The organism is Desulfurococcus mucosus DSM 2162, from assembly GCF_000186365.1.
In the GTDB taxonomy this organism is placed as follows: Archaea; Thermoproteota; Thermoprotei_A; order Sulfolobales; family Desulfurococcaceae; genus Desulfurococcus; species Desulfurococcus mucosus.
The window spans coordinates 866,099-888,582 of record NC_014961.1; the positions used below are offsets into that span (position 1 = coordinate 866,099).

Here is a 22,484-nt window from a genome sequence, read left to right on the forward strand (position 1 = left end):
CGTGCTGACACCTATCTCCCGTAGACCTCTGCTTTATAGCCAGATGCCACTTATAGATATACTCTGGGACCTGGAAGATGAGGATCCTTGGCCGCACGGATACCCTGAGCAAGGGTAGGTGATGAGAAATGGTAGCCTCCGAAGTAGTTGAGGAAGCAATAGTTGAACTCCTCAGCCGCAACGGCTACAGGGTCTCGGTGAAAGACGTTGAGGAGAGAACCCTTAAGGGAGGTATATCCCGTGCTAGACTCATACACGGGGTGAAGAATAGTAGCGTGTTCATGGCTAGGATAAGCGGGGGAATCATTAAGCTGACACTCGTGATAAAACACCAGCTCGACGATGAGAGAGCATCTAGCTTGGAGGAGAAAGGGTGGCGGGTCGATGTAGCGGAGGATGAAACCATAGTTACGCTTAAAGTGGAAAACGCCATGGATGCGTCCTCACTAGGCGAGCTTATCCAAGAAGCCATCGCCTAAGCAATTCATGGGGAAGCATGGAATGATATTAGATGACACCCTAGCGGAGACCATAGCCCTGTTGAATAACGGTGTCAGCTTAGCAGAAGCCTCAAGGATGCTTGGCATCAGTAGGAGTCAGCTTTCAAGGCGTTTAAACACCTTGATGAAGAGGGGTGCTGTGCTCAAGTATCTGAATGTCTTCATAGACCGCCTGCATACACCGGTATCCGTGGTGATCTCGGAGGCCAAGCAGAAGGCGCAGGGACTCAGGTGTCTTATTGGAAGCCCGCCAACCGTGATATCATATTACTCTTACGCCGCCAGGCCTGTGACGATAAGCTATGTGAGGGATGACTACAGCGGGGTCGACGCCGGCTCCATAGTTGCAGGAACATGCAGAGCAGTGTTCTACGGTAGGATTACACAGGTATTGATACCCCTCCAAGAGGCTGAAGCCGTGAAGCCGCGCTTCAGGCTCATCGATTCAAGAGAACTTGTGGGGAGCCCTGCACCTCTGGATGAAGCCGATGAAATAATAGCACTAGAGCTGTTCAGGGTCTTCAACCCATGCACTATAACAGGTAACTGGAGGCTCAACGACCTGGTTAAAATAGTAGAGGGGAGTCTAGGTGCTAGAGATACCCGGCACCATATGGTCAGGCATGTCAACGCATTGACGCTTAGGAGATACGTGTATAGGGGTGACGGCGTGTACGCAGTGATACTTGTAGCCTCAGATACTCTTGAGACGCTTGCAACACTGCTAAGCCAGTTAAAGGAGTCGGGGATACTCATAGATGTGGAGCAAGTCAACATGATTGGCTCCAATCCCTTCACAGGGCTGATCCACGCATGGATATCGCCGTATAAGCTATACGAGCCTGAGAACGGGCATGAGTTCACTGATGGCGCATCCTACTCAATATACCCTGTCATCTCGGCTAAATAGGCTTCTAGATGGTTCGAACCCATCCATGCATCCACCATGCGTAGCCTCCGCCAAGGGATCCTTGAAGTTTAAATAATCTAAACCACCATTAAACACCTGAGGTGGTTTGCGATGAGCAAGGTGTACGATACGCTGGGCAACCTGAAGATAGGTAGCTTCATAGTGATCGACGGCGAGCCCTGCAGAATAGTCGAGATGTCCCGTGCAAAGACAGGGAAGCATGGCAGTGCTAAAGCCAACGTGATCGCGATAGGCCTCTTCTCCAAGGCCAAGAAGACGCTTGTAGCACCGGTGGACACGCAGGTAGAGGTGCCAGTCATAGAGAAACGCGTGGGTCAAATAATAGCTGACATGGGGACGATGTACCAGGTAATGGATATGGAGACCTATGAGACATTCGAGGTTGAAAAAGACGCTGTAGAGGAGGATGTGAGAAACAAGCTGAGCGTTGGCTCGGAAGTAGAGTACTGGGTTGTAATGGGTAAGAGACTCATAGTGCGTCCACGCTAAATATCATCAGGGATGAACACTGGTTTTTCCGCAATGCTCACTATAGGTATAGCTACACCTGGCTTCGGGTTTTTAGACAGCTCTATCTTTTCCTCACCGGTGCTCACAATAATGTAGTTTGCGTCCCCGACGCTTTCAGGGCTAGTCGAATAATAGTAGAAGACCGGGATACCATAGTACTTGTAGTAGTCGCGGAAAACCCCGAGGATACCCAGGTAGACCTTGTCTCTGTGTCTAAACCTTATTATATAGGTACTGAACTGCTGGGGTATCATTGTTGAAACAGCAAGCCTCACGAGATCGCCGAGGGATGCAACCCTTATCGGTACGACTTTCTCAACCTCGCTCACGCCGGCAACACCCATGTGAAACCCATGTGTCTCAAGGCTTAAAACAGCTTGCCTGCCTTCCTCCGTTTTCTCACATATCTCAGTAGGAAACCAAGGATCCCTGCTGCATCAACCCCGTGGTCAACGTGTTCCGCTGCAAGTATATCCCTGTATGGCACCGTCACCAGTCCGGGCGTGGCCTCGCTGTACATCACCACGAGCTCTCCCTGAGGATTCACCACCAGGGAGTTTAAAACATATCTGTCATCGTTGACTATGAAGATCCCGCCTACATGTAGAACCCATACCCCTAGTATCTGTGCAAGAGCCCTCACAATATCCACATAGTTTCTAACGGGCTTCAGGGGAGAGATCGTTGACACCACCATGTTGCAGCCCTGAGCCACACCCACCCTGCCCAGCTCGGGAACCACTATTTCATTGGAGACTAGAACCACGTACTTTAAGTAGTAGTCATTTAACACCGAGATCTCGTGTCCGGGTCTAATGCCGATCTTCTTCTCTTCGCTGGAGACCAGGATCTTTCTCTGCGAGACCGGCTCCTCCCCGTTCCCATAGGGCACGAACACTGATGAAATATAGTACCTGCTCCCCGCGCGCTCGATGAGGGCCGGGGAAATAATGTTCAACCCGTAGTTAGCCGACAGGTACCTGAGGGTTTTAAGGTATTGATGCTCACTGTCAACAGCGTACCTTCTACGGAGTTCCTCAGCCTCCATAATGTCCGAGTAGGCTTCGATGACCGGGCCGAAGGCGGCTGAGTACGGTATGATCAGGGTGTTCACATTTCTCTCGCTGGCGTAGAAAACTATCCTACGTAGATGGTTAAGGTTTATCCCGAACGCGTCGGTGACCACTGGCATATGGGCTATCCCAAGCCTTGAACCGGGAACCCCCTTGCCTAGTTCAACTAGCTTGAATCCCTCCGTGCTCAACTAGGTCACTTCTCCTCGGAACACTTCTCCCTATACATCTTCTCCAGTAGCTCGTTAACACGGTGATTCCCTATCACAGCCGTCGTAACCTCCCTATATATTCCCTCCAGTGCACTCTGGTATTCGACGGTGTTTTTACTGATGTCCTCCATTAACTCCTCCAGCCTCCTAGTGGTGTCGACGCTGACGACATTGCCGTAGTATTTCCCAAGGAAGTTAAACACGCTCCTACCTCTCTCAGTAGGTATCAGGGCCTTGACCTTCCCCGTCACCCTTACATATCCCCTATCGATCAATGTCTGCACGATTTTCGCATAGGTGCTCGGCCGCCCTATGCCCTGTTCTTTCATCCACCTTATGACGTCATGCGACCTCAACCTTGGCGGCGTAACTCTGTTCCCGTCATGTATCTCGGCTTCAACCCGTTCACCGGGTTTTAACCCGAGCTCCCTCCCCAGTAGTCTCACATTCTCGTATACCTCAAGGTATCCTTTCCAAACAGCCTCTGTGTATATCTCGGTTTCATAGCTACGATCCCCGATGTAGACCCTTAACACGAGCTTCCTGAGCTTCGCTGCCTCCATTTGGCTAGCGATAAACCTCCTGAACACGAGGTCGTAGAGCCTCACGTGATCCCTCGTCAACCTCAGAGGGAGGGAGAGCACGCCCTCCTTGACTAGTTCAACCAGTCTGTCCGAGTCTATCGGCCTGGTTGGACGTATAGCTTCATGGGCTCCGCCCTCACCCCATGTTCTAGGCTTGAAGTAATGGGGGGCTTTCTCCCCGTACTTGTCTTCAAGGTACTGTCTAGCTATCTTCACACCTGTATCGCTTACACGCGTACTGTCTGTTCTATGGTAAGTTATAAGGCCTGTTTCAAAGAGGTCTTGAGCTATCTCCATGGTTCTCGTAGCGGGTAATCCCAGGGTTCTTGATGCCTCCTCAAGAAGCGAGTCGGTTGTGAAGGGGGGCGGGGGATTCAACTGTACTTCCTCCTCGCTGACGACCTCCACCTCCACTGGGTGTGGACGCTTCTTAACGGTATCCACTATGCCCGCATTCTTAGCATCAATATAGGGGATTGAGACCTCCACTAAGTCCCCTATTCTCTCAATATATATCTTCATCCTGTAGACGTATCTCTCAGGCCTGCTACGTGCATCTGTCTCCTCTATAATGTACCCTAGTACCGGTGTCTGAACCCTGCCAGCACTCATGTTCCCGTTGGGTCTGCAACAAGTCGACTTCTCGACCAAGCCCCTCTTATGGAACAGGTATCTTAAACAGTAATCCATCCACGCGTACTTCTGAACCTTCTCGGAGAGCGAGAAACCCAACCATCTGTCATCTATTCTCCTGACGATCTGGGATTCAACAAGTCTAATGTCGAAGTCCCTGGGCTCCCTCAGCGCGTTGAGTATGGCTTTCCTCGTTACCTCGTGGAACTCTATTCTCCTTACCTCGTTTGCATACGGCTCCAGGAGCACCCTTAGATCCCAGGCGATCTTCTCTCCCTCGGCGTCGGGGTCCGTGCCTATGAAGACTACGTCAACCTCTTCAGCGAGCTCCCTAAGGGCCTTGATCACGTCGAGCTTCCTGATCACATGTGACTGCTTATTATCCATCTTACACCTGGGGCATTCAACCGTGTTTCCTCCAAGCTCCTCTGTGAACTGGTGTCCATTAGAACACTTCTTGATATCCGTGTAGACCGGTATGAACCTCCCGTCCACCCTTAACACGCCGTAGAGGGCTTCAGCCCCCTCGGCCTCCGGGAGGGATTTATCTGTCACCAGGTCGTAAACATGGCCAGCGCTAGCGGTTATCGATAAAACATAGCTTCCAATCGTCACCTCATAGACTTGGAGAATGTTCCCCACTATCCTCACGCTTGGCTTACCGAAGAAGCCTGCTATTGTTCTCGCCTTATTAGGCGATTCAACCACCATCAGCGCTGTCTTAACCGGCTCCACCCATGTTCCTGCAGCTGTACCACCCTTAATGACCTCTGAAACCCTTCTCCTCTCCTCCTCTATCTGCTTCATGAGCTCCTCCAGGTTAACCTGGCTCAGGGGAGTCATGGTGAAGTCCTCGAAGATCCATCTCATCCTCCTCACTAGGCCATTTAGGAGCCTCTTATCGTCGACTACCACTATTGAAAGCCCCTTTGTTATCCCTCCAGGATAGAGCCTTGAAGCCCTACCACTAGCCTGTATATATGTTGCTACATCCGGTATCAGCATGTAGTATTTATCATTCTCCTTCAATATCCCTACATCACCCAGGCCCGAGATCCTTTGCCATGTCTCCTCCTTGGAGAACTCCTCTGCAATTACCTTGTAAGCCTCAAACAGGGTGGAGAGCAATGGTGTTTCTTCAACGCTCTCACCCCTTATCTTCCTGGCTAATTCCTCCCTCAGCCTTAACACCGCGCCGGGACTCATTCTTCTAAGCCTGCTCGAAATCCTTCCGAGAAGCCTCTCAATAAGATCCCTCTTCTCCCCCTCGGCAATATCCCTTAGAACAGCGAGCACCCTGAGTATGTCTGTTGGTGAGAGGGCTTCAAGCATTGAGCTGAACCTGTGACGGGGAACACCCGCGAAGACCACGTACTTAACTCTCTCCGGGAGGTCTATGCCCCTAACCATGACACCGTAGTATGTTGCAACTCCAACAAGCACGTTCACGTCTCCTTTCGCAAACGCGTCGAGGAGCTCTATAGATGTCTTTGAGTGGAAAGCCTCCGCTCTCAACCCTTTCTCACGTAGCAACTCAACGATCCTCTCAGCGTATTCCACCCCCTTGTCAACGGGCACGAAGACCAGTACCCCATCCCTGAGAGTGAGCACCAGCTTGACTAATTCCTCCTCAATACCTCCCTGTGGTTCAACATATGAGTCCACGATGTTACGGATGGCCTCAGGCTTCGAACCAGCCTCGAAACCCATGAACACCTTGAAGAGCTTAGGGTACATCCCCCTTGGCCTACCTGTTGCACTATTAACGAGTAGCATCGTGTTTATCCTGCTCCTGACGCTTGAAACCTCGTTCTCGAGACCCCTGATCTCCTCCTCGAGTCTAGCCCTTTCCTCCCCGCTGGCCGCAACGAGTCGTGATCTAGCCTTGACGAGGGTCAACGCCTTCTCTATGTGCTCCTCTTCAACCCCTATGATGCCCAGTAGCCTTCTCACAGCTCTACCGCTCTTCAAGACGGCGTCAACGTCGTCCATAACGATGAGCCTGAACCCCTTACCCTTCAACAACTCGTAGTTTCTATGTATGAAAGCACTCGTCGTTAAGAGGATGTCGAAGCTGCCTTCCTTAAGCCTGTTCATGGCTGTCTCCCGGTCTCTTTTACCGAGGTGTCCATGTATGCATAGAATCCTGATGCAGTCACCGTTATCCCAGTTGTCGTTGCTACATATGCTTACACCGAGGTTCTCGGCGAAAGCCCTCAGCTTTCTCTCAGCTTGCAGAAGGAGCGGTGTCGTAGGGAAGACTAAGTAGGATCTCCAACCACGTGGATCCCCCTCCCTCCTAGCCCGCTGCGTTATGTATAGTGCTGTTACAAGCGAGAAGACTGTTTTACCCATCCCGGTTGGAGCAATAATACTGAATGAGAGGCCCTTTAAGACGCGTCTAGCCCATGTCTTCTGCGCACTCCACATCTTGAAGCCTGTGGCCTTCTCGAAGAAAGCCTCGAAATCCCTCAACATCTCCTCTCTTTTAACGAGCTCCCTCAAGGCCCCCTCACGGCTTGACTCAGCGTAAAGCCGGAGGAGTTGGAAGCGATCGATTCCCCCACGCTTTCCCGCTAGTTCCACTATGCCTCTGAATTCCTCATCCCTCAGGCACTTCTCACACGGCGCCTTAAAGATGAGCCTATAGTCGCTTATCGGACCACCGCAGTTAGGGCATGCATGACGGTAAACACCATGGGTTTTAAACCCGTCGGGTAAGCTGGGTGAACCGGGTAAATCAGGCAAGCATTATTCACCATTGATTTAAAAAAGGCCCAATCAAAGTATTTTAAGCCTTCGCCTACCTCGATTCCCGCCTCGAGACATATATGTCTAGCATGAACCCTGCCAGAAGCACTAGTGTTGACACGGTGAGCACCCATAGGGATGCCGGGACACCAGCGTAGACCGAGGTGAAAGCCCTGGAACCCCTGTTTAGAAGGGTGCTGGCCACCGCTACGGTCTCCCCGGTTGCAAGGGATAGCAAGGCAGCCGTCCTAGCGTGGGAGCCTACATGCCTGGCTAGATACAGGCCTATGGCTGTGATCGGTGCTAAGGGTAATAGGTATACTGATGTCATCACGCTGAGATCAACTATGTAGGCGACCCTGGCATAGGCGAGGAAGGAGGATAACGCTATGATCACCAGGCTCACAGCGTTGAGCAGTGCCAGTTGCCTTCTAGGCGAACCAATAACCTCCCTGTAAATGCTGCTTGCAACGGCGTGAACTATACTGTTGACTGTTGATACGGCTGCTGCAACTATCGATACAGCTATCAAGGAGCCTACGAAGGGGTTGAACAACCTAATCAGGTATATGGTTACCTCGTCACGTTTGAGGTTAGCTGGGATGAACCCGGCCTCGGCAAAGCCCCTGGCTAGCAGTCCAGCTGTAACAGCTATCAACGTGTACAGCAACCCGTAGAACGAGAATAATGCCACGCTCCTCCTGTATGCTGCCTCATCGCGCTGGATATACAGCCTCATGACTACCTGCGGGTTTGTCAGTGCGAAGAATATCCATGGCACGGTGTAAGCCAGGAAGACATGGGGGGTCCAGAAATCGGTGAGTCCAAGGTAACCTTTCTCACCGACTAGGGCAATGGCCTGGGATGGCGAGGCTCCAGGGAGCCACGGGGCTGGCAGCATTAGCTGTGTTATGTAGAGGAGGCCGCCGGTCAACATTAGGATAGCCTGGTAGAGGTCGGTTGTCGCAATACTCCACATTCCGGCGAACAATATCCATAGATATGCGACGGCGGCGCTTACCAGGGTCCCCGCGACTGGGTCGAGCCCTGCGTACGTGAATACAATGGTTAAGCCCTGTATCTGTGCAGCCACATATGGTATCATCGTGAACAAGTAGAGGCCGGCTACAAGTATGCCTAGAAGCCTCGAGGAGTATATGTCTCCTAGCATTTGTGAAGGAGTTATCCACCCCTTCTCCCTGGAAAGCCTCCATATCTTGAAGCCTATTGTTGAGAGAATTATCACTGTCACCAGTAAGTAGAGTAGCTCGAATCCCAGCGCCCCTACACCCGTGGAGTACGCTAGCCCAACTAGTCCAAGCATCATGAAAGCACTATATGTTGTAGCGGCATAGGTGCCGAAGCTAACCAGGCTCCCGACTCTACCGCCAGCTATAATGTAGTCCCTTGCATCCTTGATCCCCATCTTCCTGGAGAAGTAGGCTATGATCGTACCCACCAGTATGTATAGCAGTAGGAGTGCGACGAACATGTTCACTGCTGAACCCTCCTCAGATACACTATTGATGCAGTAATCCATGCGAGTGTTAGCAGCGTCCAGAACAAGAAGAGCTCTAATCCACGTGAATTCCTCAGGAAGACATATGGTACAACGTAGCTTGAGAGTATTGTGATCAAGCTACCCATAGTGTACAGCCTCTTCACGGTGATCACCGAACATATGTTCGATTAGAAATATATTGGGGCAAACCTTATAAACCCTGCTGGAGAAGGGACAGGGGATGGGAAGGGATCTACGCAGAGCACTACTAGAGCTCCTATCAAGCATGCAGGGCAAGGAGGTGCCGCAATCATATCTACACAGAGCCCTTAATGCCTCCAAGAGCAGGATTAGCGAGATACTCAGCGAGCTGGAGAAGGAGGGGTTGATAGAGAGGCGTGTCATCGGGAGGAGCAAGATAGTTTACGTTAAAGAAGGCTTAGTGGAGGCACCGATCACCAGGAGCTCCAGGGTTCTCAGGTTGGGCATAGTTTACTCAAGCGAGTATCTTTTCCTCGGGTACTTCGCAAGCAGGATGAATGAGAAAGGATACAGGGTTGAGATCAGGGTGTACAGGGACGGGCTTGAAGCGACACGCTCACTAGCCGAGGGAAGAATAGAGCTGGCTCTGTCACCGCTAGTAGGGCAACTATACATGTACCCCCTCTACAGATCCTACAGGGTGATAGCGGGAGGCATGACCGGGGGCTTCAAGATCCTGGGTCCGAGCGGTGAATCACCCTCAGCGACACTCGTGTACTCCAGCAGGCTCAGCACCATGGACTATGTGAGAAGCGAATACGTGGAGAAGGCGGGGCTTGAAGGCAGTGTTAAAACAATGTACTTCAAGAACCCTGAGGCCGTGGCCAATGCGAAAGGCTACGTGGTCATATGGCATCCCTTCTACCGTATCCTAGAGGAAAAAGGCCTCAGGGATCTAACCGGTAAGGCCGGGATCGAAGTAGGAAACTGCTGCACCCTCGCAGCCTCCAACACTCTTAGCGATGAAGTGATTGCACTTGTAAGGGATGCATACATGGCATCGATCAGCGAGTACTCTAGGAACCCGTACAGATTCCTTGAATACTACTCCGCCGTAACCGGAATACCGGTATCAATACTCAGGGAAGCCGTATCAGCATACAAGCCGTCGCCATACATAGATGGGGAAACCGTTAGAAGAATAGTGGCAAAGCTGGGGAGAAGCGTCCCGGATCAAGCCCTGTACACTGAACCCCTCGCCAACCATGATGCAGGGTTTTAAACACCTCCTGTAATTAATTACCCAAGGGCATTATGTTCGAGGTCAAAGTGGTTAACAGGAAGTATGCGCAAGCCGTTCTCACAACTCTACGCGACAAGAATACTAGCCAGATAGAGTTTCGCAAGGGGCTTGTAAGGCTCGGAAGGATCCTTGGCTTAGAGTTGATCGAGGACTTCGAGTGCGAGAAAACGGTTGTCGAAACCCCTCTTGGAGCCCGGGTCGATGGCTGCAGGATAAAGGATCTCGACAACATAGTGGTCATCACGGTGTTGAGGGCCGCGTGGCCCTTGACTGAGGGATTGATAAAAGTGCTCTTCACAGCTAAGCAAGGGGTCGTAGCTGCCCGACGGGTTGAGGAGAAAGGCATGAAGGCTGGCTCCTTTGAGATAGAAATATCATATGTTAAAACACCGAGGATCACTAGCAGGGATGTAGTGGTCATAAGCGATGTAATGGTTGCCACAGGGTCAACCCTCGTGAGCGTGCTGGAAAAGCTCAGGGAGAAGGGGATCGCCAAAAGGTACTATGTTGCATCAGTCATCACGACACCGCACGCCATAGGTAGGTTGAAGAAGTATGCTGAGGAGGCTGGAATAGACTTGAAACTATACACAATAGCGATCGATCCTGAAATCGATGAAAAAGGCTACATAGTGCCGGGCCTCGGGGACGCAGGAGATAGAGCATTCGGCTCTTGATCAAATACCCTGGTAACCCACTCCATATCCAGCTTTTTATACCTCTCAAGGCTCCCCACGTCAAACCACTCCCCGCTATAAATATATGCTTTAACCCTGTAACCATTGTTGATCAACCATGGCACAAGGTTCCCCATGAAGTCGAAATCCCTTCCAAGCTCCCTCTCAAGGCCCTCTGAGAAAACCCGGAGCTCCGCCACGGCTACACCTATCGTTGCATTTATATCCAGCTCGGGCTTCTCCCGCATCTCAACCACATTGTAATCGTTATCCACCTTCACAACTCCAACCGGGACCCTATACCTGTTCGTCACCACAAGCGTTAGATCGCTCCCAGCCCCACTATGATACCTTAAAAGGTCGGGTACATCTAGGGGTGCGAGGATGTCTCCGTACCATATGAGTGCCCTACCCTTGATCAATCCATCCCGGTACGCCTTCAGTATGGCGCCACCAGTGTTAGAGTATCCTCCCTCCTCATCTATAGAGTATGTAATACTCACATCGAACCTGGAGCCGTCCCCGAAGTAATTATAGATGTATCTCCACTTATAGTTGACGAGGAACACTATGCGGCTCACCCCGTGCCTCCTAAGCCACTTCACAACCAGCTCGAGCACCGGTTTCTCATTGTTTCCAACGGGAATCATGGGCTTGGGTATAATCTCCGTGTAGGGGCGGAACCTCTCACCCTGCCCCCCGGCAAGCACGACGGCTGTAACGTCTCCCTGCAATAAGGTCACCACCAGTAAATTTACCGTGGTTAAACTATATAACTCTTCTGGCAAGCCCGTGGAATCAATACGCAAACACCGTGAAAGCTACCATACCTTTCACATAGACCTCGATAAGCATTGCGAGCCGTGAACCCATGGCATCCAGAGAGCCCTTCGCCCCAGAGGATAGAGTGCAGTGCCCTCCAAGGGCTTCCGCCTCACTCATTCCTCGCAGGCTACCGGTATAGGGTTATGAGCGTGGTTGAGCCCGGCGATACTGAACCCTGTCCACGGGAACAGGTTCCATGTGACTTGGAACAATACCCTCATCACCTAGGCAGGCTTTGAGGAGGCCCCAGCATGCTGCAACATCACGGTACCATAGCCCACCACCTTCACTACACCCACCTCTCCTTGAACTATTACAGATGTAAACCCGGGGAGATGCAGGGGAACCAGTGAACCCCCTAAACGGGAGCCCCCACCCTTTTAGGGCGGAGAGGAGGTCAGATGGGATACCAGCACACGGAGCTCTCCAGCTTTCTCCACTCTAGCCTCCTGAAACCCTAAAGATGCCTGGAGTATCCTGTGACGCGAATGCTATCCCAGGCCTTCTTAATAATGTTGGTCGCTGCACACTTACAACTGAAGGCCTCGTCCTTTAGGGCTGGAAGAAGACTAGTGCTTGCTCCCCAGTCTTAGAATGTATTCCGCTATGTATTCTCCCCCGTTGCTGTATCTGGGTGCCTTCATCCCCCTGGCCTCCTCTATTGCCTCAGCCAGCCTCGCCGGGTCTACTTCCTCGAGGTATACAGCGTTGAGTTTTTCGGCCAGCTTAGAGGAGTCGCCCCGTGGAGCCGCCAATGTATGCCTCGGTGAGTAAACCATTACAACGGGTTTACCGTAAGCCAATCTCGCTGTAAGCGCGGTTGTACCGGGGTAATGGGTCACCACTAGGCTTGCACCAGCTATCCACCTATGTATGTCACTCGTGTACTGGAAAACCACCCACTCAGGGTGTCCCCTCCTATAGGGTTCTGGATCCACGTCCCCGGTCTGCATAACGACCCTCTTCAACCCAAGCCTGCTGATAGTATCGAATAGTGTTCTATGCCCAAATGTACCGGTTGAGACAAGTATGTAGCCCTCGTCTCTAGGCTCGTAGAGAGGGGGCTCATACACGGGTCCCGAGACTATGCCTTTCCCGTAGAGGTTCAACTGCTCCTCCCAATGGAGGAATACCTTCGCACCCAGCCTGTACAGGGTGCTCACCGCCCTGGATCTCTCTGTGAACCTTGCTACATCCTCTATTGTTAGAATCATGGATCCCGCCAGCATGCATGTAAGAGATGGGGGAATAGAGAAGTTTGAGCCTGATGCAAACACTACGGTATACTTGTTCCGGCACACCCTGATCGACTCCTTCAACGCCTGGATCCACCTGGGTAGCCCCCTGTATATTGGTTCAGCTGGTTTCCTAGGCAGTGTCATCTCTATCACTCTGCCCAGCCTCATCATTCTCTCTCTAACCCAGCTGTATCCCCTAGGTACAAGTATGTCTAGTTCGATGCCTCTCTCAGCGAGATAGTGTCCCACAGTGTAGGCGAAGCCAGCGTGCCCCCCGTACCCGGCGATCAAGAGCACTTTATCCATACGGGTCCCCATGCTCGTAGTCCTCGAGCTAATGTATGCTTCCTAACAATTAATATTGGATGAGGCAATAAGAAAGACAATAGAGGGAGAGTACTGCCCGGAGAAAGCCTTGGTGTCAAGGTGATCACATTGGGTTTCACCCCGGTCTCCAGCATAGAGGCTAGATTGCGGAGTGCACGCAGCGGCTTCATAGCGTCAGCTCTGCTGTCTTTCACCGGCCTCGTACTAGAGCTGGCTGTGGCATTAATAGCTCCAAGCATAATACTCATCACGGATCTACTCCACTGGACAGTGGACACTGTTCTGGAAGCAGTATTCCTGCTAGTGGTGTACCTGGCCAGCAGGTTCAGTAAGAGGTTCCCGTGGTCGATAGTAATGATAGAGGGCGTTACCGTTACCACCGCTATCCTGGTGATACTTGGATTATACGGCTACATATTCCTCGACTACATCTCCTCTACTGCTGAAGGAGTATCCACGAGGAGCTTGATCCCACTGGTGGCAACCCTTGCAGGAGGCGTCATAACTGTTGCAATGTACATTATACAGCGGAGGAACTATCTAAGGTATAGAATAGAGCTCCTCAGAGTCGACGCAGCCCATGCCTTGATAGACTTCATAGCATCCATCCTAGCATCCATAGGCATAGCTCTAACATACTGGAGTGGCAGTCACTCCGTGGAACTCCTATTCACATTCATGTCAATGATGTTCGTAGTACACAGTCTCTTCGAGGTTTTCAAGGACATAGTGAGAACGCTTACAGGGTCGAACATAGATTACGAGTTACGGGCAAGGATAAAGGATTCCCTGATCGAGGACTTCAGTAATGTAGAGGTAGGGGATGTGGATGCCAGGAAGATAGGTTCATTCTACGTGGTGTCAGCCAAGATACTTGTGGACCCGGATATGACGATGCGTGAGATCCACCGGTTGAGGAAGAGAATAGTGAGAAGCATTACATCCTGCTCCGAACTGATATATCATGTTGATGTTAAATTCTACCCTAATCACCGCGTGAAAACGCGGAGACGACAGCACACGAGGTAATCATGTAGCCTGCGTTAGGGGATCACTACACCTGTCTCCCTCCTCAACTTCCACCAGCTGCGCCTTCGCGAAGCCGGGTTTGGCACCCTCTATGATGTGTTTAACCAGTTTCATGTATCGTCGAGTCGGGTGTAGTGCCACAGCTACATATGCTCTCACTATAGCTGCCACTGTAGCCTCCTGGAGGACTATGGTTTGATCCCTCAGCTTCAACACGATCCTGACGTGTCGATGGCCCTCGGGGATACATGCAACTATCTCGTCTACATCCTCGTTCCTGTAGATCTTAACCTCGCCGGGCATCAGGATCCACCACTATTGCCCTACCTTCCACCCCTGGTAAATCCCTGAGGAAAACATACTCGGGTGTGAGAACCGGGTATACGTGGCCGTGCATTGCGTTCAACGCCTCGATTGCTCTGCCGTAGAGTTCGGCACGGCTTCCACCGCACTCTTTAACCGTGCTGGATAGCCTTGTAATCTTTAAGTGCTCATCTATCTCGACCCCCAGCACTGCTTTAACCATGTCTTCCGGAGCCGGCTGTATGCCTCCTGCAAGGGCCTCCTCTACTACTCTGATCGCCTTGAGGAGTTGACGCTCTCCGCCTGACAACTGTATGCCTCGTGAAACCAGCTTGCTGAGCCTCTCTCGGAGCTCCTGGTATCTAATGTATTCCTCGCTGCTGACATCCCTGTTGCTGAGGCTTTTAACCTCCTTACTGCACTTCAATAGCTCACTTATGATCACGCTTAGCTCCAGTGTGTTTTCCCCGGGCTCCATGTTGACTGATAGAGCCGTGTACGCTGTAAGCATATCCCTTCCCTCAGGGCTGCAATCATCAAGTAATACTAGTAGGGTGACGCACTTGGCGACCCGGGTGAAGCCTGCTAGATACCTGTAGAACTTCAGGAGTCTACTAATGGGTTCCACGGGTGTCAGCATCGGTGGCACGAGAAGCAGTGATGATGCATCCACCACTTGTACCGCCCCGTATTTTTCAATCAGCATTCGATCAGTGAAAACAATCCTCATATGTGGCTCACATGCCTCCACATGGAATGCGTTGCGATCCCAGGATGAGAGTAAATCCCGTATGAGCTCGGGAAGCTTCAACACTATCCCTTTGAAATCAGGCTTAACGCGTTGACGCCCTCCTCAACTATGCTTGCCTCCAGGTGCCTCTTGAAGAGGCCTCTATCCCAGCACAACATGCTTCCCTTGCAAAGCGTTTTTAAAGCCCCGGCGGAGGCACCATACCTAAGTGCCTCTCTCACGCTCCCTGTGTCTATGTATGCAGCGTTAAAGAACGCGTTGAAAGCATCGCCGGCCCCCGTGGTGTCCACAGGCTTCCCCTGCGGTGCTGTATACGCATGGTAGACCCCGCCATCCCTGGTCAACGCCACCGCTCCTTTACCGCCGAGCTTAACAACTATTATGTTTACGCCTAGATTGAAGAGCTCCCGTACATCTACCTTACCGGTGAGCACAGCGTACTCCTGCCTATTCAGGAAGAGCACGTCTATGTGCCTCAATACCTCACGTAGCTCGCTTACATCTGTGTGCACGTAGACGCCTGGGTCATAGCTTTTCATGGCTGCACGGGTTCTCCGCGAGATCTCCAGTGCCTTCGCCGGGTGGAGAGTCGCCATGTGCACCACGCTGGATGAATCAAGGAGCTCCTGACTCACCTTGTCAGGTGTCAGGTAGGCATTAGCGCCGAGACTCCTGATCATGGATCTTGATCCATCCGGGTAGACTATTGATACAACCATGCCTGGCTGTGCATCCACGTATGAGACGTGGGAGACATCTACACCCATGTCCCTCACTGTTTCAAGACCCATCTTCGCCAATGGGTTGCTTGACACTGACGCTATGAGTGATGAGCGATGGCCGTAATGTGATACGGCAACAGCATAATTCGTGGCTGCACCGCCTGGCCGTATATCTACCTCCCTTGCATTCACGCTCTCATCTAAACCTGGCATCTTATCCACGTATACTGCTACATCAATGTTGAAGTTCCCAACGCTCACATGTAGTGGTGTATTGGCTTTAGGCAAGTCTAATTCCTCCGGGAGGCTGTGCGTTTAATGACGGATGCCGTTATGTATTTCTTGCCCTCCCTTCTGGCTTCCTCATCCCACTCGCTCAGTATCTTCACAGCTTCATTCGCAACCCTGATAGCGTCTCCTACACCAGCGTTCACTATGAATTCCTCTGTCTCCCTGTTGGCTATGGCGGCGCAGACAGCGCCAGCCCTCAACCCATATATGTTTGCAAGCGTAAAGATGAGTGATGCCTCCATTTCGAAGTTCAATACATTGATGCTTCTCAGGTATGAGACGAGGCCTCTCTGGAATGGAGGCAGGTAATCCCTGAAGCCCGGTCTCTCCTGCCCCACGTAGAAGCTGTCACTGCTGGCTGTTAAGCCAACATGATACCTGACACCCAGGGAATCAGCCGCCTCGACTAGAGCCATCACTACATCGTAGCTAGCTACAGCAGGGTATTCCGGCATAACGTAGTGTCTACTGGTGCCCTCCAGCCTCACAGCACCCGTTGATATCACTATGTCCCCGACACGTATATCGCTTCGAAGCGCACCGGTGGTTCCAACCCTTATAAACGTGTCCCCTCCAACCCTTGCAAGCTCCTCAACCGCGATCGCCGTGGCCGGTGCACCTATACCGGTGCTTGTAGCCGAGACAAATACTCCCTTGTAGTATCCACTGTAAGTAACATACTCCCTATGCCTCGCCACAAGCCATGACTTCTCCCAGAAGCTAGCGATCCATGGAACCCTCTCCGGGTCACCCGGGAGGAGGATGTATCGGCTGACATCACCGGGTTTAACCTGTAGATGATACTGCCTGCCCTCCCCGCTCTCAGGGCGGCTCGCACTCTTTAATCTCTCCCCTGCATCCATGCCCCCCGCCTCTACATGGATTCAGTCGGCCTCCACTATTTTAGCCTTCATGGTATCGGTATCCACGATGCCATAGCTGCGTCTACCGGTTATATAGCCGCATGCCTCACCCGGGTTGAAAACAAGCTTGCCCTCGAGGAATTCAGCCCTGGCTACATGTGTATGCCCATATAGCACCATGTCCACATCCAGGGATCTTGCAAGCGCGTCCACCATTTTATTGGTTGCAGCTATATCACCATAGCCGTGCAAAGCCAGCATTCTCCTGCCACCTATCTCGAGGAAAACTGGCTCACTATAGTAGTCCCATCCGTAGCTGGCTGAGATCCTACTCAGCAAGTGTACGTCGCCATCGTTGTTGCCTTTCAAAATAATGAACTTCAACCCTCTCGCTGAATCCCTCATGAATCTCAGCGTGAAGGGGCTTACCACGTCACCGAGATGTATCGCTAACTCTACTCCCTGCTCCACCATGCGTTCAACTATGCTTCTAGTGGCTGACACATTATCATGCGTATCGCTTAGAACCCCTATAAGCATTGAGGGCACCGTTAAAAATGGCTCTATTACTCGACCTTTATCTTGACGCCTTTATCCTCCCTACCGGTCTTCTTCAGCTTTACCTCGAGTACTCCATTCTTGTAGGAGGCCTTGGCTGATGCTGGATCCACCTTGGCAGGTAACTCGATCTCCTTGTAGTACTTCCTGTTAGTGTCGCTGGCGTTGATTACAATTGTCCTGCCGTCGTCTGAAACTTTCACATCGATCTTATCCTTTTCCACGCCAGGTATCTCAGCTATGACTGTTACCTCGTCCCCGGACTCGAATACATCGATCAAGGGCTCCCTTTCCTCAGAGATCACGGGTTTACCCCGCACCCTCCTGACATTGCCGAACTCCTTGATAACCGGCTTACCATCGGGCCCTATTGTTATACTGAACCCGTATACATATGGTTTCACACCCTTCCTCTCCAGCTCGCGCTCAAACTCCTCGAATCCTTCAGGCGTGAATCCCCTGCTTAATCTACGCATTAAATCCCACATCATCCTCTCCATGTCCTCGAACATCCTGTCTATCTCGTCGAAGAAGCCTTCCTCCCAGAACGGCCTTCTCCTCCTCCTATACCACCAGTCGTCCTCCATGCGTGCCACCATGTAGAACACTTATTTAGAGACTCTATTAAACCTTTAAACCATGCTAAGGAAGACGCTGTTTAAATCTAGTATTTTAAATCCTCGTAGCACATTGTATACTCCCGGGGGTCGCCTGTGAAAATATATCATCATGTCGCCAGATTCTCGACGAGTACGCGTTTCCAGCTAATAGATATAACGGGGATCGTTGAAGAAGCCGTTGAAAAATCAGGGGTAGCCAACGGGATCGTCGTGATCCACGCTCCCCACGCGACGGCAGCCATAGTTCTCAACGAGAATGAAGAGGGCTTGATCAACGATATAGTAGACAAGCTTAAAGACCTAACAGAGCCCGATAGTGGAAGATGGAGGCATAACAGGATAGATGACAACGCCCATGCCCACATAGGCTCAGCCATTATTGGAGCTGAGAGAGTGATCCCGGTTGTAAACGGCAGAGTCGCCAGGGGAACATGGCAGAACGTGTTTTTCATAGAGATGGATGGCCCCCGTTCAAGCAGGGAGGTAATTATAACCGTTATGGGTGAGTAGCCTTGGGATTCTACATAGCCCGTGAAGAAGAGATACTTGGAGGACTCGCCACAGACGTATACTTCACGAGAACATTCAAGGTGCTCAAGGCTAAAGGCGTCAGGAAAAAGGTTAGGATGGAGTTCCATGTGATGAAGCTACCCAAGGGCTATGAGTGGGCCGTGTATGCAGGGCTCGAGGAGGTCATATACCTGCTTAAAGGTAAACCCGTCACAGTATACTCGATGCCTGAGGGAACACTCTTCAAGGCGGGGGAACCCCTACTCATCATAGAGGGGTACTACGATGACTTCGCACTCTACGAGACCCCGGTGCTCGGCATACTGAGACACTACTCCAGTATAGCCAGCAAGGCTGCACGTGTTAAGAGATTGGCCATGGATAAAACCATCCTATTCTTCGGGCTCAGGGCGGTGCACCCTGCAATAGCCCCGATGGTTGATCGAGCCGCATACATAGGTGGAGTCGACGCTGTTTCAGGCGTGTTAAGTGAAAAATACCTTGGACTAAAACCATCGGGAACCATGCCTCACGCACTGATCCTTACCTTTGGCGATCAACGTGAAGCATGGAAAGCATTCGACGAAGTAGTTGAACCCAATGTGCCGAGAATAATGCTGGTGGACACACTCTATGACGAACGTGAAGAAGCATTAATGGCTGCACGCCTCCTCGGCGGGAGACTATACGGCGTCAGGCTTGACACGCCGAGCAGTAGACGCGGTGACATGAAACATATTGTTGAAGAGGTGAGGTGGACCCTTGACATTAACGGCTTCAAGAACGTTAAGATAGTTGTAAGCGGCGGGCTCGACGAGAAGGAGATAGTGAGGCTCAGAGACCTTGTGGACGCCTTCGGCGTCGGGACAAGCATCTCCATGCCCCCCAGTGTAGACATAAGTGCTGACATTGTTGAAGTATACGAGAATGGAGCCTGGAAACCGTTCACCAAGAGAGGTAAGTTACCGGGTGCGAAACAAGTATACAGGAAGAGGCCGGGATTAAACGACATAGTTGCATTAATGGATAACCCGGGCAACATACCGGAGGACTACACACCGTTGCTCCTGAAGTACCTTGATAACGGCGAACCAGTAAGGGAACTCCCGAGTCTAGAGGACATAAGGAGATATGTGCTCGAGCAACTCAGGGAAGTACCGGAACCCACCCTAGCTGACTAATCAACCGTTTGTCCCTGAATATTCATCCTCATAATCCTCATCGTCTTTATGTTTACACGTGTCCAAGGGCCTCCACCTCGCCCACATCTCGCGGACGGCTGAGCCCAACGGTTCCCATCCACAGGCAGCCCTACAGGGCTCGCCCCTAAAGGGAACCCTCATCCTTTAGGGTGGAGAGGGGCTGAATCCGTGAAGCGGCGGGGCGGCGATCACGGGGCGGGAGCTGAGAGCGAGGGGACGTCGGGCTCACGGCTTTCCCCTCAGCTCTTTGACGAGTCTTACGAGCTCAAGCAGATTATTTACAGCCCTGTATTTTCCAACGGGATCCATCCAGGGGGCGTCATACTCGGATCTAAATGTGTTTCTAACCAGTGTAACCCTGTTCCTGTACTCTCCGAGACCCTGGTCTATCACTGCTAGGTTCACGGGTTTATCGTCCACGTAAACTACTGCATCGTAATCCTCCAGTATTTCAAGGAGCGCGCTAAGCCTGGACCGCGTGTTCTCCTCAACGATGTATAGTGTTTTAAAGTACTCTGAAAACCCGTCTACTTCAACCCTGTGCTCCTTCAACCCATAGATGTCGTCCCTGTGGCCCACATGGTACAGGTCTACATCGTTCTCCATCAGCAGTTTTAACGCGTGCCTCACTCCCGGGAGGGGATGTGAATACTCCATCCTCCTCTCCCAGTACCTTGTTATCAACTCATCGTAGAGGCTTAGCGAAAACCCTGGAATATACCTTGGCCACAACTCCTCCCGTAGAAGACCTATTCCCTCGGCTAGGTATTCAAGGTACAGTAGTTGCCTAGCGTAATCTGATGCAGCCCCGGTGAGAACGGGGAGATCCATGATGTAGAAAACCGGGATCCCCCTGTAGCTGTCAACCAGTACGCCATCATAGTCTAATGCGACAGCCAGCTTCACTGCCTCCACCTCACTGCTGCTAACACCTATATTAGATGATGAGGCTCCTGATTAAAGTAGGAGGCTATACATTAATGGTGGGGAACAACCTGAAAATACTCGATCACTATTACCTGAGGCTTGCAAACAACTGCTTCTTCGTCGTAGTTGGAAATAGGCATCTAGGCTACGGCTTCATAGGGTACATCAAGTACTGTCCTCTTCAAGAAGGATCATCAATATGGGCTTCAAGAGGCATTCCACTGGAGAGGCTTGTTAAATGGTATGATGCGAGGGAGATCCATGAATACACTCCCTGGAAGACATACATCCCATACTATGATGCAGAGCTACCCTACGTCCCCATGTGGCTGGTAACCGAGTTCTACAACCCTGTCGACCGATTACTGGAGATCATTAGGTCTCCGAGAGATGGCTTGGAGCAGGAGGTGATCGAGGTGTCCACCTGCCTCGGGAGCCTAATCGGGGGCTTAGACGATGTTGGAGTAACGGGTTCACTCCTGCCAGGCATACACAACCCTCTCTTCAGCGACATAGATCTCGTTGTATACGGATGGAGGAAAGGATTAGACGTGGTTGAGGCAATCTCTGAAAACAGAGATGTCTTCAAGCCGTTCACCGGAAGCAGACTACTCGAATGGTCCAAGAGGATCTCCGAGAGAACCGGCTTGACACGTAGACAGGTTGAGCTACTCTATAGGAATTGGAGACGCGGGGTCTTCAATGGAAGAGAGTACTCGGTCACGTACAGCGGCAACATACATGGATCTCTCTCCGTTCTACAGGGTTTCAGAACTATTGGCGTAACCGAGATTACGGCTGAGCTCTCCGGCGGTGTCGATGCATTGGATTATCCTTCTAAGAGCCGCATAGAGAGGTACAGGGTCATCGGGGGCTCCAACACCCCGTTCGATATAGTGTATGTCGAGAGCTTCGAGTCCCTGTACACTCCGCTACTCTACGAGGGTGGGAAAGCATTCATCAGGGGGCTCCTTCAATGCAGCCAGGGTCTCTGCAAGATACTGGTGGGCGGCGTCGAGGAAAAAGGATTCATCGCCCCTGGTGACACGGCTTGAGCAGCAGGCTCAGACTACTAGCAGTTTACGACTTGGAGGCCTCTAAAACCCTCTCAAGGATCCTCTGCGTAATTGCGCGAACACTAGGGGTTGATGCAGTGATCCTCCTGGGTGACACAGTCTCCCCTGTGATCATTGATTGGCTGGTGGAGAGATGCGTGATCCCAACATACGGTGTCCTGGGAAGGCTTGACGACGCATCTGTTTCACAGAGCTTGAGGAGGCATAACGGCCTACTCGAAGGAAGACTCGTCAACCTGAAGGGATACGTGTTAACCGGTATAGGGGTCTCACCAAGCCCGCTTGGAGAAAGCAGGGTTGATGTTCTTGCAACCTATAGGCCGGGCCCCGGTGTGAGGTGCTGTAGTGTAAGCAGCGATATTGTTGGAGAGGCTGTTGAATCACTGAAGCCGAGGCTTATCCTGGCGGGGGCCTGTGTAGAGCCCTGTGTGGAGGGTAATCTCATCTCCCCGGGCAGCGCCTTGAAAAACCACTTCATGTATGTAGCTATAGAAGGGGATTCCTACATCGTGAAGAAAGGGGTCTTCTGGGAGGTGCTCAGGGAACTCGGGGCTGATTAAATTTAAATATATAAGTAGCTGTAAC

The 22,484-nt window shown here is 51.6% G+C and carries 24 protein-coding genes; 10 read left to right on the plus strand and 14 right to left on the minus strand.

Translation table 11 applies throughout. From position 1 onward, the window contains the following. Positions 1-128: 128 nt before the first annotated feature. From DESMU_RS04415 to DESMU_RS04425, 3 genes are all read left to right on the plus strand, one after another. The gene (locus DESMU_RS04415; protein WP_013562398.1) at positions 129-479 is read left to right on the plus strand and encodes a hypothetical protein; all 351 of its coding nucleotides are present in this window, start codon (positions 129-131) and stop codon (positions 477-479) included. Between the two features lie 22 nt (positions 480-501). Further along, complete coding sequence (locus DESMU_RS04420; protein WP_013562399.1) at positions 502-1,410, plus strand: helix-turn-helix domain-containing protein; 909 nt, start codon at positions 502-504, stop codon at positions 1,408-1,410. 111 nt (positions 1,411-1,521) lie between these two features. Continuing rightward, positions 1,522-1,920 carry a translation initiation factor IF-5A gene (locus DESMU_RS04425; protein ID WP_013562400.1) on the plus strand — a complete coding sequence of 133 codons (399 nt, stop codon included), beginning with the start codon at positions 1,522-1,524 and terminating at the stop codon, positions 1,918-1,920. On the opposite strand, the gene DESMU_RS04430 is transcribed toward DESMU_RS04425, so the two are convergent. Genes DESMU_RS04430 through DESMU_RS07180 form a run of 5 tightly spaced genes read right to left on the minus strand, consistent with a single transcriptional unit; the run spans position 1,917 to position 8,859 of the window. Further along, positions 1,917-2,270: a hypothetical protein gene (locus DESMU_RS04430; RefSeq protein WP_013562401.1), complete on the minus strand. Its 354-nt coding sequence runs from the start codon at positions 2,268-2,270 to the stop codon at positions 1,917-1,919. The two genes, DESMU_RS04425 and DESMU_RS04430, sit on opposite strands and share 4 nt — an antisense overlap. Positions 2,271-2,308: 38 nt before the next feature. Next, positions 2,309-3,205, minus strand: coding sequence for a nitrilase-related carbon-nitrogen hydrolase (locus DESMU_RS04435; protein ID WP_013562402.1), 897 nt, complete (start codon positions 3,203-3,205; stop codon positions 2,309-2,311). Between the two features lie 5 nt (positions 3,206-3,210). Next, positions 3,211-7,191, minus strand: coding sequence for a reverse gyrase (gene rgy, locus DESMU_RS04440; RefSeq protein WP_013562403.1), 3,981 nt, complete (start codon positions 7,189-7,191; stop codon positions 3,211-3,213). Between the two features lie 55 nt (positions 7,192-7,246). After that, on the minus strand, positions 7,247-8,686 hold the full coding sequence (locus DESMU_RS04445) for a sodium:solute symporter family protein (RefSeq protein WP_013562404.1): 1,440 nt from the start codon (positions 8,684-8,686) through the stop codon (positions 7,247-7,249). A 2-nt stretch (positions 8,687-8,688) separates the two neighbouring features. Next, on the minus strand, positions 8,689-8,859 hold the full coding sequence (locus DESMU_RS07180) for a hypothetical protein (RefSeq protein ID WP_013562405.1): 171 nt from the start codon (positions 8,857-8,859) through the stop codon (positions 8,689-8,691). A 77-nt stretch (positions 8,860-8,936) separates the two neighbouring features. Between DESMU_RS07180 and DESMU_RS04450 the strand changes: the two genes are divergently transcribed. Continuing rightward, positions 8,937-9,959 carry a DUF7343 domain-containing protein gene (locus tag DESMU_RS04450; protein WP_013562406.1) on the plus strand — a complete coding sequence of 341 codons (1,023 nt, stop codon included), beginning with the start codon at positions 8,937-8,939 and terminating at the stop codon, positions 9,957-9,959. 32 nt (positions 9,960-9,991) lie between these two features. Beyond that, positions 9,992-10,657, plus strand: coding sequence for a uracil phosphoribosyltransferase (gene upp / locus DESMU_RS04455; protein WP_013562407.1), 666 nt, complete (start codon positions 9,992-9,994; stop codon positions 10,655-10,657). On the opposite strand, the gene DESMU_RS04460 is transcribed toward upp, so the two are convergent. After that, entirely contained in the window at positions 10,606-11,403 is a 798-nt protein-coding gene (locus DESMU_RS04460) for a nucleotidyltransferase family protein (protein WP_245526400.1), read from the minus strand. The two genes, upp and DESMU_RS04460, sit on opposite strands and share 52 nt — an antisense overlap. A gap of 648 nt (positions 11,404-12,051) precedes the next feature. Further along, complete coding sequence (locus DESMU_RS04465) at positions 12,052-13,026, minus strand: UDP-N-acetylglucosamine--N-acetylmuramyl-(pentapeptide) pyrophosphoryl-undecaprenol N-acetylglucosamine transferase (protein ID WP_148222813.1); 975 nt, start codon at positions 13,024-13,026, stop codon at positions 12,052-12,054. Between the two features lie 120 nt (positions 13,027-13,146). Here DESMU_RS04465 and DESMU_RS04470 point away from each other — a divergent pair, with 120 nt between their 5' ends. Next, positions 13,147-14,076, plus strand: coding sequence for a cation diffusion facilitator family transporter (locus DESMU_RS04470; RefSeq protein ID WP_425358425.1), 930 nt, complete (start codon positions 13,147-13,149; stop codon positions 14,074-14,076). Here the strand turns inward: DESMU_RS04470 and DESMU_RS04475 are convergent, their stop codons facing one another. The 6 genes from DESMU_RS04475 to hsp20 are packed head-to-tail and all read right to left on the minus strand — an operon-like array spanning position 14,077 to position 18,151. Further along, the gene (locus DESMU_RS04475) at positions 14,077-14,379 is read right to left on the minus strand and encodes a hypothetical protein (RefSeq protein WP_013562411.1); all 303 of its coding nucleotides are present in this window, start codon (positions 14,377-14,379) and stop codon (positions 14,077-14,079) included. Continuing rightward, the gene (locus tag DESMU_RS04480; RefSeq protein WP_048813452.1) at positions 14,363-15,190 is read right to left on the minus strand and encodes a hypothetical protein; all 828 of its coding nucleotides are present in this window, start codon (positions 15,188-15,190) and stop codon (positions 14,363-14,365) included. Before DESMU_RS04480 ends, DESMU_RS04475 begins: the two co-directional genes overlap by 17 nt. 2 nt (positions 15,191-15,192) lie before the next feature. Further along, on the minus strand, positions 15,193-16,140 hold the full coding sequence (locus DESMU_RS04485) for a carbohydrate kinase family protein (protein ID WP_013562413.1): 948 nt from the start codon (positions 16,138-16,140) through the stop codon (positions 15,193-15,195). Between the two features lie 2 nt (positions 16,141-16,142). Next, positions 16,143-17,006 carry a uridine phosphorylase gene (udp, locus tag DESMU_RS04490; RefSeq protein WP_013562414.1) on the minus strand — a complete coding sequence of 288 codons (864 nt, stop codon included), beginning with the start codon at positions 17,004-17,006 and terminating at the stop codon, positions 16,143-16,145. A gap of 21 nt (positions 17,007-17,027) precedes the next feature. Further along, complete coding sequence (locus DESMU_RS04495) at positions 17,028-17,546, minus strand: metallophosphoesterase (protein ID WP_013562415.1); 519 nt, start codon at positions 17,544-17,546, stop codon at positions 17,028-17,030. 26 nt (positions 17,547-17,572) lie between these two features. Next, positions 17,573-18,151, minus strand: a complete 579-nt coding sequence (gene hsp20 / locus DESMU_RS04500; protein ID WP_013562416.1) for an archaeal heat shock protein Hsp20 — start codon at positions 18,149-18,151, stop codon at positions 17,573-17,575. A gap of 126 nt (positions 18,152-18,277) precedes the next feature. Between hsp20 and DESMU_RS04505 the strand changes: the two genes are divergently transcribed. Together DESMU_RS04505 and DESMU_RS04510 are read left to right on the plus strand one after the other, a co-directional pair. After that, positions 18,278-18,694 carry a secondary thiamine-phosphate synthase enzyme YjbQ gene (locus tag DESMU_RS04505; RefSeq protein WP_013562417.1) on the plus strand — a complete coding sequence of 139 codons (417 nt, stop codon included), beginning with the start codon at positions 18,278-18,280 and terminating at the stop codon, positions 18,692-18,694. 2 nt (positions 18,695-18,696) lie between these two features. Continuing rightward, a complete protein-coding gene (locus tag DESMU_RS04510) occupies positions 18,697-19,875 on the plus strand; it encodes a nicotinate phosphoribosyltransferase (RefSeq protein ID WP_013562418.1) in 1,179 nt (392 codons plus the stop codon). Between the two features lie 246 nt (positions 19,876-20,121). Here DESMU_RS04510 and DESMU_RS04515 read toward each other — a convergent pair whose 3' ends face one another. Beyond that, entirely contained in the window at positions 20,122-20,802 is a 681-nt protein-coding gene (locus DESMU_RS04515; protein WP_013562419.1) for an HAD family hydrolase, read from the minus strand. Between the two features lie 38 nt (positions 20,803-20,840). On the opposite strand from DESMU_RS04515, the gene DESMU_RS04520 reads away from it, so the two are divergent. After that, a complete protein-coding gene (locus DESMU_RS04520; protein WP_245526401.1) occupies positions 20,841-21,878 on the plus strand; it encodes a hypothetical protein in 1,038 nt (345 codons plus the stop codon). Beyond that, positions 21,875-22,459: a metallophosphoesterase family protein gene (locus tag DESMU_RS04525; RefSeq protein ID WP_013562421.1), complete on the plus strand. Its 585-nt coding sequence runs from the start codon at positions 21,875-21,877 to the stop codon at positions 22,457-22,459. Before DESMU_RS04520 ends, DESMU_RS04525 begins: the two co-directional genes overlap by 4 nt. The last annotated feature ends 25 nt before the right edge of the window (positions 22,460-22,484 follow it).